17 protein-coding genes are annotated in these 12,842 nt (G+C 38.0%); 14 read left to right on the plus strand and 3 right to left on the minus strand.

Going from position 1 to position 12,842, the window contains the following annotated elements; genetic code table 11:
- Nucleotides 1-405 precede the first annotated feature (405 nt).
- Entirely contained in the window at nucleotides 406-939 is a 534-nt protein-coding gene (locus tag T501_RS18695; protein ID WP_044916965.1) for a DUF6652 family protein, read from the minus strand.
- A gap of 501 nt (nucleotides 940-1,440) precedes the next feature.
- Between T501_RS18695 and T501_RS18700 the strand changes: the two genes are divergently transcribed.
- The 5 genes from T501_RS18700 (at nucleotide 1,441) to T501_RS18720 (ending at nucleotide 4,352) form a co-directional block, all read left to right on the plus strand.
- Nucleotides 1,441-2,985 carry an alanine/glycine:cation symporter family protein gene (locus tag T501_RS18700; protein ID WP_026511108.1) on the plus strand — a complete coding sequence of 515 codons (1,545 nt, stop codon included), beginning with the start codon at nucleotides 1,441-1,443 and terminating at the stop codon, nucleotides 2,983-2,985.
- A 52-nt stretch (nucleotides 2,986-3,037) separates the two neighbouring features.
- The gene (locus tag T501_RS18705; protein WP_044916966.1) at nucleotides 3,038-3,478 is read left to right on the plus strand and encodes a GNAT family N-acetyltransferase; all 441 of its coding nucleotides are present in this window, start codon (nucleotides 3,038-3,040) and stop codon (nucleotides 3,476-3,478) included.
- Between the two features lie 102 nt (nucleotides 3,479-3,580).
- Complete coding sequence (locus T501_RS18710) at nucleotides 3,581-3,772, plus strand: hypothetical protein (protein ID WP_044916967.1); 192 nt, start codon at nucleotides 3,581-3,583, stop codon at nucleotides 3,770-3,772.
- A 12-nt stretch (nucleotides 3,773-3,784) separates the two neighbouring features.
- A complete protein-coding gene (locus T501_RS18715; RefSeq protein WP_044916968.1) occupies nucleotides 3,785-4,003 on the plus strand; it encodes a hypothetical protein in 219 nt (72 codons plus the stop codon).
- Nucleotides 3,987-4,352 (plus strand): TIGR04076 family protein, encoded by a 366-nt coding sequence (locus T501_RS18720; protein WP_044916969.1) that lies wholly within the window; start codon nucleotides 3,987-3,989, stop codon nucleotides 4,350-4,352. Before T501_RS18715 ends, T501_RS18720 begins: the two co-directional genes overlap by 17 nt.
- 172 nt (nucleotides 4,353-4,524) lie before the next feature.
- On the opposite strand, the gene T501_RS21650 is transcribed toward T501_RS18720, so the two are convergent.
- A complete protein-coding gene (locus T501_RS21650; RefSeq protein WP_155994933.1) occupies nucleotides 4,525-4,689 on the minus strand; it encodes a hypothetical protein in 165 nt (54 codons plus the stop codon).
- Between the two features lie 438 nt (nucleotides 4,690-5,127).
- Between T501_RS21650 and T501_RS18725 the strand changes: the two genes are divergently transcribed.
- The 8 genes from T501_RS18725 to T501_RS18760 all read left to right on the plus strand — a co-directional run bounded on the left by T501_RS18725 (nucleotide 5,128) and on the right by T501_RS18760 (nucleotide 11,524).
- Nucleotides 5,128-5,694 carry an HD domain-containing protein gene (locus T501_RS18725; protein ID WP_044916971.1) on the plus strand — a complete coding sequence of 189 codons (567 nt, stop codon included), beginning with the start codon at nucleotides 5,128-5,130 and terminating at the stop codon, nucleotides 5,692-5,694.
- 44 nt (nucleotides 5,695-5,738) lie between these two features.
- On the plus strand, nucleotides 5,739-6,704 hold the full coding sequence (locus T501_RS18730) for a DNA/RNA non-specific endonuclease (protein WP_044916972.1): 966 nt from the start codon (nucleotides 5,739-5,741) through the stop codon (nucleotides 6,702-6,704).
- A 344-nt stretch (nucleotides 6,705-7,048) separates the two neighbouring features.
- Nucleotides 7,049-7,270 carry a hypothetical protein gene (locus tag T501_RS18735; protein ID WP_026511114.1) on the plus strand — a complete coding sequence of 74 codons (222 nt, stop codon included), beginning with the start codon at nucleotides 7,049-7,051 and terminating at the stop codon, nucleotides 7,268-7,270.
- Nucleotides 7,271-7,625: 355 nt separating this feature from the next.
- A complete protein-coding gene (locus T501_RS18740) occupies nucleotides 7,626-8,195 on the plus strand; it encodes a chromate transporter (RefSeq protein ID WP_044916976.1) in 570 nt (189 codons plus the stop codon).
- Complete coding sequence (locus T501_RS18745; RefSeq protein WP_026511116.1) at nucleotides 8,192-8,755, plus strand: chromate transporter; 564 nt, start codon at nucleotides 8,192-8,194, stop codon at nucleotides 8,753-8,755. The genes T501_RS18740 and T501_RS18745 overlap by 4 nt, the downstream gene beginning before the upstream one ends.
- A 140-nt stretch (nucleotides 8,756-8,895) precedes the next feature.
- Complete coding sequence (locus tag T501_RS18750; protein ID WP_044916982.1) at nucleotides 8,896-9,483, plus strand: sce7726 family protein; 588 nt, start codon at nucleotides 8,896-8,898, stop codon at nucleotides 9,481-9,483.
- 257 nt (nucleotides 9,484-9,740) lie between these two features.
- On the plus strand, nucleotides 9,741-10,496 hold the full coding sequence (locus T501_RS18755; protein ID WP_044916978.1) for an ATP-binding protein: 756 nt from the start codon (nucleotides 9,741-9,743) through the stop codon (nucleotides 10,494-10,496).
- 227 nt (nucleotides 10,497-10,723) lie between these two features.
- Complete coding sequence (locus tag T501_RS18760) at nucleotides 10,724-11,524, plus strand: HD domain-containing protein (RefSeq protein WP_442856396.1); 801 nt, start codon at nucleotides 10,724-10,726, stop codon at nucleotides 11,522-11,524.
- A gap of 8 nt (nucleotides 11,525-11,532) precedes the next feature.
- On the opposite strand, the gene T501_RS20535 is transcribed toward T501_RS18760, so the two are convergent.
- The gene (locus T501_RS20535; protein WP_050008413.1) at nucleotides 11,533-12,003 is read right to left on the minus strand and encodes a hypothetical protein; all 471 of its coding nucleotides are present in this window, start codon (nucleotides 12,001-12,003) and stop codon (nucleotides 11,533-11,535) included.
- Between the two features lie 267 nt (nucleotides 12,004-12,270).
- Between T501_RS20535 and T501_RS18770 the strand changes: the two genes are divergently transcribed.
- The coding region (locus tag T501_RS18770) for a transposase (RefSeq protein ID WP_044916980.1) at nucleotides 12,271-12,842 on the plus strand (572 nt) is incomplete at its 3' end.

The following is a 12,842-nucleotide window of genomic DNA, read 5'->3' on the forward strand; positions in this document are numbered from 1 at the left end:
CTTCAGAAGATATTTGTATAAGGGGACGAAGAATGTTCTTGCACAAAGCGTGTTGCTTGCAATCGGATTCGATATCAATAAACTGCATCACAAGATCATGGCCGGCCGAACAGGAACTCATCTTTTTGAGCTAAAGAAAACGGCATAATTTTTGATCCTTAAAAATCAAACTCCTGTATCTGATCCGAAGATATCTTCGGACTATTAAGTCACTCTAAAAATATGAGATATGAGCAGAAAGCAGATATAAGTACCGATTTTTAGGCCTGAAAAAGGGCCATCGCCCAGATGATTTAATCATCTAATGCGACAGCCCCTTCTGATAAATTAAAACTATGTCATTGTTGGCGGCAAACTCCGCCTTATATTTTTATTCGTCTGCAATTGTAGGATTAGCAAACAGTGCTACATGCGAACATGTGCGATTAAATTCGGATTTGATGCGACGAATGCGCCAAGGTTCCTATAGTCATTTCTCATTTTAAAAGCAGTTATGAGATCTACAATATACCAGGTATTAAAAATTAGATAGAATAGCATTCTTCCTGCAGTTATCCTGTTATTCATTTTCAGCTTTATTGCACATATTTCTGCAGGAATTACTGTAGTTGAAAATATTAAAGCATCAACCGCAATGAGTATAGGTAAAAAAAAGATCCCCACGCCTGCCAAAGCCATTAAAACAGAAAAAATACCAGTGGCCAGCACAAAATATAAAATGTAATAAGGTATTTGTAACAGCTTGACAATAAAATTAACATTTGCCAGTTTGCTTTTATTACGGGATAGTATCGAAATAATAGTAGTAGCTATTATCTGTATTAATATACCTGTACCGCAAATAGAGTATATTTGCATGCTTCCTTCAGTTCGAAAATTCCATAGTGAAAATAAATAGATATACGGCAATACCGCATTCAGATACAATAAATTTTCCATTCCCCTTTTCTCCCTCTTATGTACAAATTATTTTGTTTATTCATGAAAAAGTATATGGCGGTGATAAAGTAAGATACATAGTTGCTGTTGCAATATTGGTATTTATATTCCTCCTATTTGGAAAATATAATAACAATTGTTTTCTACTTCTTGGCCATCAGAGATATTGTCGGAAACTTATAATATAATGTCAATAGATTTTTCATCTCCCGATGGATGTATATTACCCCATGAAATTTTAGGAGTTATTTCTTACGCCTGTCATTTAAGAGGACTATAATGCAGACTGTGTCTGGGATATAATCTATAGAGAATATAAAACGGACGGAAAGTAAAAGAGGAATTAGAATTATTCAGGATATAAGAATGTTTTCTTCAGCACCAAAGGAAGCAAGAGAGGTGCAGGTGGTGGTACAATAAATGTATCTAAAAAGAAAAGATCTGAAGGATATCTGGAGATGGATGGTAAAGTATTGTTTATGTTTCTAAGGAGGAGTGGGTTTGGAAAAGTTACTTTATTTTATTACTACAGTATGCGCGAAAATACAGGTCGTATCTGACCTTTTCTGGGATTTTCCTACGAATTTTGGGTGGTATTCAAGTATTCCGATATTAGGGAATTTCTCGCTTGCAATCATTCTTCTTATTGGCTCAGGAATCTATTTTTCTATCAGACTAAGGTTCATTCAGGTACGAAAGTTTAAGCATGGCATAGATGTTCTGAAAAACAGTAAAGCGAAGACAGGTATATCACCATTAGCATCCTTTTTCTTATCGACTGCAATGAGAGTGGGGCCGGGAAATATCCTTGGTGTCACCGGAGCTGTTTCTGTGGGCGGTCCGGGAGCTCTTCTTTGGATGTGGATTTCTGCGTTCTTTGGAATGGCCACAGCCTTTGTGGAGTCTACACTCTCACAGATTTTCAAGGAAGAGAAAAACGGAGAGTATATCGGTGGTATGTCTTTCTATGGACGAAGATTACTGAAAAACTCCGCTGTAGTCGGAGTTGTGCTTTCACTTATGTATATCATTTATGCTATTCTCTGTTTCCCGGCACAGGGTTTTAACACTGTATCGGCTATGGGACAGATATGCAGTATCATCAGCGGAACAGAGCTTCCTACAACACACATGGTATATTGGATAGGATTTGCAATAATCATTATTGCTACAGTATCCGTATCTTTTGGTGGAACAAAGAAAATTTCAAAAGTTACTGATGTGCTTGTTCCCATCATGGCAGTTGTATATGTGGCTACTGTACTGATTCTGATAGTTATTAACTTTAGACGTATTCCGTGGTTTTTCTATGCAGTGATTACAGAAGCGTTCAAACCGGAAGCAGTTTTTGGCGGAGCATTTGGAGTGGCGCTTATGCAGGGAGTAAAAAGAGGTCTTATGTCCAATGAAGCAGGACAGGGTACCATTACAATGCCGGCAGCTGCTTCAGATGCTGCACACCCATGTGATCAGGGATGTGTGCAGGCAATTGGCGTATTCCTTGATACTATCGTAATCTGTACGCTCACCGGTTTCGTTGTAATCATGGGCAGGGTATGGCTTACTGATGCGGCAGATGCATGGTTTGAACTTGGAAAACTCCCCAAGTATCTGGCATCTGTAGCAGAGCTGACACCGGGGACTTCCTTTAACAGCATAGTGACACTTCTTGTATCCCTTTGTTTTGGGCTTTTCGCATTTACCTGCCTTCTCGGATTTATGTCATTTTCAGAGATCTGTGCAAACAGAATCAGTAAAAAGGCAGCATTTATCAATTTAATAAGGCTAATTGACATAGCAGTTATATGCTTTGGAATGCTTACATCCATTGTGGGTCTGGATCTTGGCGCACTGTGGGATTTGTCTGATTTTGCCAACATTCTGATTGCTTACTGTAATATACCGCTTTTGTACATTGGATTTAAATATGTGAAAATGGCTCAGGAGCATTTTGAAAAGAACGATGGAACGCCGTTTACGTCAAAAGTAATCGGAACTGATGTGGAGATTTGGGACAAAAAAGCGAAGTTGCTGTCTATCTTATGAATAGTGAAGTAGTAAATATTCCAAGTATAAGTGAAGTGAGGCAGGGTTAAATATGATTCGCAAAGCAGAAAAGAAAGATCTGTCTAGGATTGCAGAAATTCTGGTGTTTGTAAAAAGAATAAAATATCGACCTATTTTCAAAAATGATGATTATTCTTTTAAAGACTTACAAGTTATCAAGGTAGCAAAAGAGTATGGCAATCCTAAAAGATTAGATAATACTTGGGTTTATGATGATGGAATAGTTAAAGGGATGATTCATATTGAAGAAACTGAGGTTGCTGAATTGTACGTAGATTATTTCTTTTGGAATCAAAGCATTGGAGCAGATCTCATAGAATTTGCAAAAGAGAAGTTCAGTGTAAATACTCTTTGGGCGTTGGAAAAGAACTTAGAAGCGATTAAGTTCTATGAAAAGCATGGATTTCATGATAGCGGAGATAGAAAGCTTGAGGAAGGAACAACTGAGTATCTGATAAGAATGGAGCGATAAATTACTGTTAAATGGATTTTTTTCTGATATATAGAACTATGTTTTTGTAGGTTGGAGAAGGGGATTTTTAGTTGATAAGGAATAATACGAGGATAAGCCTAAATGAAAGAGTATTTATATCATGGATCCCCAAATAAACTTGATAAGCTGATACCTAATCAGGCACATGATGTGGGATTTGAGGAAGGATGCCAGTTAGCTGTATATGCTACTTCAAATAAGAATATGGCTATTTGTTTTGCGCTCGGATGTATTTCAGACGGAGAGGATGCAGAACGTATCATGATGCCATAATATGGGGATAAAATGATTTTCAAGCACTGCCATCCAAATTATGGAGGAAAAGGATATTTATACTTTCTTGATAAGAGAAAGTTTAAACCAGCGATGGGATCACAGTGGGTATGCTATGAAGAAATAGTACCAGATGATGTTATCGAAATAAGTGTGGATGATTACCTGGATTTGTGTGTTGTAGAGAATAATATGATTCTTGTGAGGGATGAACATGAAAAAATGGTATGACGAAGAATATGAATTTACGGTAGAGGTAACAGGTTTTCTGCATGGAGATCATACGGAGAGATACTGTCGTAATGGCGAGGAAATCGGAGATAAATACACATGCACCTATGGATGCCCTGTTAACAAGTATGGATATGGAATCTGTTCGAAGACCATGATGATGTTATACCCTCTTATGGAAGCGATAAGAAGCGGCGGAGATTTGGAGAATCTTGGTGGTGACAGCAAATATACGAAAACCATAGTATGCCCCGATGGCTGCGTAATGTTCAAACTAACTGCCAGACCATTAGGAAATGAGAATTTTCATAAGGGTGGATTCTGGGACTATCCGGATCAAACAGTTTAAAGGGATTGCAAAACTAATAGCACTTCCTGATTTTTCAAAAATTGTCAAAATTATAGCATAGCGTAGATGATGGGCTGACAGTTAAGGAGTCGGATATAGTGGAAGCAATGATTGCGTACATTAAAAGAAGATTCCTTCCGGAATCTTCTGGAAATAGTCATTTCTATATATTTCACCAAACGTAGGCTACTGCGTTAGCTATGTCTTCTGTGATGGTGTTATCTTTAACGAGCTTCTTAAGCCATTTATCAAGCTTGCCTACCTTGTGGTTAGTCTGGATAAAGTGAATCTTCTTGCCATTTACATCATTTGAAAGAAACAGTTCGTATGTGTACATAAGAGAAAACCTCCAAAAAAATCATCTTATTTGTTCCATTCGTTTTGGCCATTTGAATGTTCTTTTTGCGCGTCCGAGAAATATATCGATGGGTGGGTGAAAAATCTTTAGGGGTTTTCTGAATGTTTTTTTATATCTTTTTAATGGCCAATTTGTGAAATAAAATTTCAAATAATTGAGTGTTTTACAATGCTGTTTGATATATCTGCCAGAGACCAGTCAGATACTTGGGGAAAATTTGTGCCGAAAGATGTGGATTTATGATCCCATTTGCAGGACACACAAAATCCACACCGATAGAACATAACTTTGTGGATAATCACTTCTATTTTTTCTTCGAATGTGGATAAAATTCCAGCGGCTTTAGGAAAATAAGAGTTGGTAGCAAAGTTAATTGAATCCCGAGAGTATAATAGCAGTAGTCTGAGGAGGAAAAGTATGAATGCTAGAGAGTATCTTGATATTTTACATGTGGCTGAGAGATTAAAGGATACACCACGCCACTGCACGACGACAAATCGCAGAACTGAGAGTGTGGCAGAACATAGCTGGCGAATTTCTCTTATGGCTCTTTTATTGAGGCATGAATTTAAGGACATCGATATAGATAAAGTCATAGACATGTGTATCATCCATGATCTTGGGGAGTGCTTTACCGGTGACATTCCTACATTTATGAAAACCGATGATGACAGAGAAGTCGAAGATTCCCTTTTGAATAGATGGGTCCAATCTCTTCCAGAGGAAATATCAAATGACTTTTCTGAGTTATATAAGGAAATGGATGCTCAGGAAACAAAAGAAGCCAAGCTCTATAAAGCCTTGGACAAGCTTGAAGCACTGATCCAACATAACGAATCTCCGATTGATACGTGGTCAGAAAATGAGTATGAACTAAACAAAACATATGCGTTTGATACTGTGAATTTCTCAGAATGGCTCACTGAGCTAAGGAAAGTTATTCTCGAGGATACATTAAAAAAGATTGATGAAAGTGTACAGTAAAGTATGATAGATGAGCTTAGATCGTTCTCAATGAAAGAGGACAGATGGTTATGAAAAAAATCCGTAAGACCAACTTCATTTTGATGTTTTTTCTTACAGTTTTCATAGTTGCTGCGAATATTATTGGAAGCAGAGCTTATGTAAAGAAGGCAACTACTGATGCTGATATTCCTGCTTATAATGACAGTCCATCGGTTATACTAAACGAAAATGAACCGGAGTTTAAAACTGATGAGATAACAGCGGTATCATTTGAGAGATATGGTGAACTTGATGATCTTGGCAGATGTACTACCGCCATGGCATCAATCGGCAGGGAACTTATGCCTACAAAGGACAGAGAGTCTATCACCATGGTTAAGCCAACCGGTTGGGAGCAGAAGAAATATCCTGGACTTGTAGATTCAGATCCTCCGTATCTCTATAATAGATGCCATATGATCGGGTTCCAACTGACTGGAGAGAATGCGAATGAGCAGAATCTTATAACGGGAACCAGATACATGAATGTGGAGGGCATGCTTCCTTATGAAAATGAAGTAGCGGAATATGTGCATAGTACCGGGAATCATGTAATGTACAGGGTTACGCCGGTGTTTGAAGAGAATAATCTTCTGTGCGATGGTGTGAAGATCGAGGCATTATCTGTTGAAGATGGCGGTAAGGGTGTCAGTTTCAATGTGTTCTGCTATAACGTGCAGCCTGGTGTGATTATAGATTATTCTGATGGATCTAATAAGCTGGATAAGGATTACAAGACAACTCAAAGTGAGAATGCTGATCATAGTAAGGCAGCAGATCAGAACAACAATAAAGGGCAGGCTGATGAAAAGGTTGCTTCTGATAAAACATATTCCTATATTGGGAACAGGAATTCACATGTGTTCCATTATCCGGATTGTAACAGTGTGAAGGATATGAAGGAAAAGAATAAGGTTTATTTTGAGGATGTCACTAGATATGAGGTTATAGAAAATGGGTTTAGGCCTTGTCAAAACTGTAAGCCATAAGTAAATATGAAAAAGTAATTGAATATCAGATATGTTTGGAATAAACAAATCAGTGCAAAGCAGGCCGTTATGAGTGTATCATGCGGTCTGTTTTTTCTTGCGTGGTATATACACTATCAGAAACTTTTTTCGTTATCTATTATAGAGGATTAAAAATAGTTATTTTGCGTTCTTGGATATACACAATAACGTAAAAAATAAATATCATGTTTTTACAAGGATCAGTAACAAACCACATAAATGGATAGTGGTGGACAATGAGTGATAAAACTGGGATAGAAGAGTTGCTAATATTACAACTGAAGCACGGTAATAAAGAAAACAGATTTTGAGAGAGGTATGTAATGATGAAGGGTATGGTATTTGTAAAAAGACTAACAATGGTATTTACACTTGTAGCAGTCATTGCAGTAGCTTCATTAAATGGAATGCTGAAAGTAGAAGCAGCAAAGACTCAGATGATGGAGATAAACTGCCCTCATTGTCATGAAAATACAACAGTAGATGTTATGCAGGATGATGTAGAATGCACAAACTGCTTTGTAAATATTCACATAGATGGCTGAGCAGCATTGTTACAAGAACGGGCTATCAAAATGAGTTTAATATGTTAGAAAAATTGCCATTTGACAGAGCAAATTACTGTTAAATGGCTCTTTTTCTGTTATAGTAAAATATATTTTTGTTGGAGAGTGTAGGTGAAGGTTGTTTCATCTGCATATTTAAAGCAGAGAAAGGCGCTCCGCCAGGAATTTTTATTATGTTGGATATAAAAAGCAGCTTTTAAAGAGGTTGCTAAGTGATGATTAGTACAGTACATTGTTTCTTAAATAACCGGATCGAATTAGACCAGTTATTTTGCTAACGATGTACTAATAGTATTGTTCACTGATAAAACTAATAGTTAGACGGTAGGATACAATGATAGAGTTATTTCTGACTTTTGCAAAGATCGGGCTTTTCACCTTTGGAGGTGGATATGCCATGATCTCTATTATTATAAATATATGCGTAGCGAAGAAAAAATGGATAACACATGATGAGATGATGAATGTAGCAGTGATTGCAGAATCAACACCGGGACCGATTGCTATTAACTGTGCGACTTATGTGGGTTATAAGAAAAAAGGTATTAGGGGAGCAATTGCAGCTACTTTGGGCGTTGTGTTTCCGTCTTTTATCATAATCTATCTGATTTCTATATTTCTTAACAATTTTCTGGAGATTACATGGGTAGTAAATGCCTTTAAGGGAATTCGGGTTGCAGTGGGACTGTTGATTCTTGATGCAGGCCTTAATATGATAAAGAAGATGAAAAAGAAAGTGTTTCAGATGGCTGTCGTGTGCTGTTCTTTTACTGCCATGATGCTGATCAACATTTTCGCGTGGAATTTTTCTTCAATCCTGCTTATGCTTATTGCTGCAATAATAAGCCTCCTGGTTTTTGGGGTTCAAGAAGCACGATCCGGAAACGGGGGTGATCTTAAATGATATACCTTGAGCTTTTTGTTGGATTTCTGACTGTTGGATTATTTTCTTTTGGTGGAGCATATGCTGCGATACCACTTATCCGTGATGTGGTTACTTCTTATGGTTGGATCGGTGAAGATACACTGACTGATATGATAGCTATAGGTGAGAGTACTCCTGGACCAATAATGGTTAATCTTGCCACATATGTCGGAAGCAGTAAGGCAGGACTACTCGGAGGGATAATAGCCACGTTTGCCGTGATACTGCCAGCATTTATTATCATACTTCTTATAATGGTCATGTTGAAAAACTTACAGGGAAACAAGTATGTGCAGGCTATTCTCCGTGGATTGCAACCATGCATTATTGGAATAATTCTCGCTACCGGGTTTATGATGATGATAAAAAACACAGTCTTTCCATTGCTCCATAATACAAAAGATTATCGTCCTGCGTTTATGGGCTGTGTTTTGGCTATTGCTTACTTTGCTCCAAGGAAAGTATTTGGCAAAAAGTTGTCTCCGATATTGCTCATAATGATTTCTGCGGTATTGGGAGTTATCACATATGGTGTTTAGGTGCAACCTATGGGTGCTATCAAACATACAGCGAATACTCACAAAAAATCTATTAAGGGAAAAACGAGAAGACTATTTTTCATATAATTATTGGTATAGATGGAAGAAAAGGAATTTAAAGATTATAGATGAGTAAGGATATTTTTTATGACAAGGATATTCGAGAGCCACTGTTTGATTTTCTTGAGGATACATTTGGGAAAGTGAGAATCCTTGAGGAGAAAAGGACTGGCAGCGCCAGGGCTGATGTTGTCATGATTACACCGGATTTTCTGTATGGCATAGAAATCAAAAGCGATGCAGATACTTATGTCAGGCTTGAAAAACAGGTAAAGAACTACAACTGGTATTATGACCGCAACATCATTGTGGTAGGTTCATCACATGCTGCTCATGTGAAAGAGCATGTTCCTGAATGGTGGGGCATAATTACTGTTGAAGCTGATGAAAACGATGCACCGGATTTTTATATAATGCGACATGCCGATGCCAATCCGAGAGTAAAAGAAAAAAGAAAGATCACCATACTTTGGCGTACTGAACTTAATCATCTTCTGGAAAAAAATAATCTTCCCAAGTACAAGGAAAAGAGCAAGCTTTTTGTGCAGGAGAAGCTTCTCGAAAAGGTTCCTGAGGATATACTGTGGAAGCAGGCGTATGAGGAATTGTTTGAGAGGGATTATAACACAATAGCGGAAGAAATTGAGACATATAGAAAGAGCCGGTGAAACAGCTAACTGTTATGAAGCAGGAGAGGTATCAGCAGCTGTTCGTTCAAAATCAGGGAAAATATATGTTGGAGTATGTATTGATACATGTTCGACGCTTGGGGAATTATATATCTGGGTACCACTGAAGAAAGAATAGATCTTAAGGCGAATATAAAGTCTATTATGTAGATTATCAAAATGTGGTTATAACAACATACTTATGTAAAAATCCATATTAAACTGACATCATAAAACAAGTAGGAGGTCAGTTTAATATGGTACGTAAGATAATCAGGATAGATGAGGATAAGTGCAACGGATGTGGATTGTGTGCAAATGCATGTCATGAAGGCGCCATAGAGATGGTAAACGGAAAGGCAAAGCTTGTCAGAGAGAACTTCTGCGACGGCTTTGGTGACTGTCTCCCCGGATGCCCTACAGGAGCGATAACATTTGAGGAAAGGGAAGCACCTGAATATGATGAAGCTGCTGTTAAGGCTGCAAAAGAATCAAATCAGGAAAAAGCCAATCATCATGACAGCTGTGATAATGGAATGCAACATCAGCCTGGTCATGGTTGTCCCGGATCACAGTTTAAAATGTTTGTGCAGAAACCAGCTGCAGATATGTCAGGAACCCCGGCAGCTACAATGACTAATCATCCATCAAGGCTTATGCAGTGGCCATGTCAGATAAAGCTTTTGCCAACAAAAGGTGAGTTTTATAACGGAGCGAAGCTTCTGATAGCAGCTGACTGCACGGCCTATGCTTATGCGAATATGCATGAGGATTTCATGAAGGGAAGAGTTACAATGATTGGATGTCCCAAGCTTGATGAGGGTGACTATACTGAGAAACTTACAGAAATTATCAGTAATAATGATATAAGGGATGTTACAATTGTAAGGATGGAAGTGCCATGCTGTGGTGGTCTTCAGAGAGCTGCTGAAAATGCACTAAAAAGCAGTGGTAAGTTCATTCCATGGCGGGTAGTTACGATTTCCAGAAATGGTAATGTTATAGAAGATTGAAAAGGTTACTGTTCAGTCAGCTCTGCGCACTTGCTGCGCTGAGCGTGAGAATGTTCTATGTCTTGAATATAGGATTTGCCCCTTTGCCGAAGGCAACTGGAATGGGCAAATCCAGTTGCTGTGAGCACCGTAAGGTGTGAACAGTAACTTGAAAAGCGAAAACCTTATCCCAATATCATCAGTAGAATTCAAAGTTGCATTCCTGGCTGGTATAATATTTTTATGCATTGACAAATGATAATGACGAAGAAAGAAAAAGATTTATGCTGATAGACAGAAGAAAAGTCAGGGAGCAGTTTGCTTCCTATACAAGGAATTATGATCCCGAGGATCCTAAGATTGCTTTAAAGATAGTTCATACATATCGTGTTGCAGAAAACTGTGAAGAGATTGCCAGATCATTAGGGTTATCTGATGAAGATGTAGAGTTTGCCTGGCTTTCAGGAATGCTTCATGATATAGGAAGATTTGAACAAGTAAAAAGGTATAACACTTTCATAGATTCAGAATCAGTAGACCATGCAGAGTTTGGAGCAGATCTTCTATTTGGAACAGACCATCTCATCAAGAATTTTTGTGATGACAGGTCTTTCGATGAAATGATGGAAACAGTCATCAGAGAGCATAATAAATATAGGATAAATGAGTCAGTTACCGGGAAGACTCTTACTTTCTGCAACATCCTCCGGGATGCGGATAAGGTTGATATCTTAAGAGTAAATGTAGAGACACCCATGGAAGAGATATACAATGTTTCTAAAGAGGAGATGTTATCATCAGGTGTTTCTGAAAAAGTCATGGATCAGGTAAGAGAGCATCAGGCAGTAAAACGTGATGTAATGGATTCACCTGCAGAGCATCTTATTGGACATATAGCTCTTGCTTTTGAACTGGTATATCCGAAGAGCTGGGAGTTAGCAGAGGAGCAGGGTTACCTTTATAAGATGTTCGAATTCCCATCGAGGAATGAGAGTACTATAAAAGCGTTGAAGGATACCAAAGCAGAACTGGAACTGCACCATATATAAGATAGCTGTTACGTTTCAGTGCAATCCCCGTAAGGACAGACGGCCAGACATAATGCGCATGCCCCGACACACTTATTGCAATCGTTCGGACACATACATTTTTCATATGCTTTTCCATAGTCAAAATCATGATCTATAAGAATTGCAGATAATCTTACTCTTGGTCCGTATTTTTCTGTTATGATGACATCATTTTTTCCAAACCATCCAATGCCTGCAGCTGCTGCAGCATCTTTAAATGAAAACTCAGCTCTGAAACGTCCGTCGTTTTTCTGGGCGACTTGCGGAACATAGTAACTAATGCCGTCTTTTTTCAAGACATTCTCTATTTCTTCCACTTTTACTACCAGTCTATCCTTTGCTCCGAGGATACCCTCATCAAAAAAATCGGCTTTATTACTTGCCTGAATTGTTCTTTTGGGATTAGCGTTTATACCTGATATGACAACGGAAATCGAAACAAAGAATGGTAAACTCAAACGCCTGACCTTGGAGGGGGTGAAGATGTGGCTTGTAGTTGGTTTATAAAAAAAAATAATATTTACAGTTGAGAAATGATTTTCGTATTTAGAAAAATGTGTTACGGTACAAAGAGGAATTTACTTAGTAAACTTAAACTTCGCACATAAAAAAGTGCTTTAGAACCTTGATAATTCAATAAGAACTGGCATTTTTAAAGGCGTGAAGCCTCTGCATTTGGTATAATTTAAGTACCACCAAAAACCATCCCAAAGGAGACTCACGCCTTGTCTAAAATTATATCACAGAACGACTACGATTCTAAGCAGATTACTGATTCTATCAGATACTTTTTTGAACGTTTTCATTTATCAGCTGTTCTCAAAGCATCCAATGCAAAGAAGTCGAAAGGCGTCACACCGCTCCAGATCGTGAGTTATGCCTTTGCTTTGGTTTTTAGAAACAAATCTATGTACATGGACATGGTTCTCGGAAATAGCGAATTATCTTTTGCCAAAGATACATACTATCGTTTTATGAATAGCATCAGCATAAACTGGATTCGTTTCACAACACTACTTGCCGCCAACATCTGTAAGGAATCTATTGCACCTGCTACGTCTGAAGACAGAGTTAATGCACTTATCATTGATGACTCCACTTATTCAAGGAGCTGTTCCAAAAAGGTAGAGATGCTTGCAAAGATATATGATCATGCGAAAAATATGTACCTTTATGGATTCAGAATGCTCACTCTTGGGTGGACTGATGGAAATACATTTCTTCCGGTTAACCACATCTTACTTTCATCTTCAAGCAAATGTCAGGTCAATGGTTGTAATCCTATTGATTACAGAAG

Source organism: Butyrivibrio sp. WCE2006, assembly GCF_000701985.1.
Classification (GTDB): Bacteria; Bacillota; Clostridia; order Lachnospirales; family Lachnospiraceae; genus Butyrivibrio.

What these genes read in the sequence shown, in the direction of transcription:
- T501_RS18735 (WP_026511114.1), top strand. Translation starts at nt 7,049, where the DNA reads ATGATGAAGGGTATGGTATTTGTAAAAAGACTAACAATGGTATTTACA.
- T501_RS18695 (WP_044916965.1), bottom strand. Translation starts at nt 939, where the DNA reads ATGGAAAATTTATTGTATCTGAATGCGGTATTGCCGTATATCTATTTA.
- T501_RS18730 (WP_044916972.1), top strand. Translation starts at nt 5,739, where the DNA reads ATGGTTATGAAAAAAATCCGTAAGACCAACTTCATTTTGATGTTTTTT.
- T501_RS21650 (WP_155994933.1), bottom strand. Translation starts at nt 4,689, where the DNA reads ATGTACACATACGAACTGTTTCTTTCAAATGATGTAAATGGCAAGAAG.
- T501_RS18745 (WP_026511116.1), top strand. Translation starts at nt 8,192, where the DNA reads ATGATATACCTTGAGCTTTTTGTTGGATTTCTGACTGTTGGATTATTT.
- T501_RS18715 (WP_044916968.1), top strand. Translation starts at nt 3,785, where the DNA reads ATGATTTTCAAGCACTGCCATCCAAATTATGGAGGAAAAGGATATTTA.
- T501_RS18755 (WP_044916978.1), top strand. Translation starts at nt 9,741, where the DNA reads ATGGTACGTAAGATAATCAGGATAGATGAGGATAAGTGCAACGGATGT.
- T501_RS18740 (WP_044916976.1), top strand. Translation starts at nt 7,626, where the DNA reads ATGATAGAGTTATTTCTGACTTTTGCAAAGATCGGGCTTTTCACCTTT.
- T501_RS18725 (WP_044916971.1), top strand. Translation starts at nt 5,128, where the DNA reads ATGAATGCTAGAGAGTATCTTGATATTTTACATGTGGCTGAGAGATTA.
- T501_RS18710 (WP_044916967.1), top strand. Translation starts at nt 3,581, where the DNA reads ATGAAAGAGTATTTATATCATGGATCCCCAAATAAACTTGATAAGCTG.
- T501_RS18705 (WP_044916966.1), top strand. Translation starts at nt 3,038, where the DNA reads ATGATTCGCAAAGCAGAAAAGAAAGATCTGTCTAGGATTGCAGAAATT.
- T501_RS18720 (WP_044916969.1), top strand. Translation starts at nt 3,987, where the DNA reads ATGAAAAAATGGTATGACGAAGAATATGAATTTACGGTAGAGGTAACA.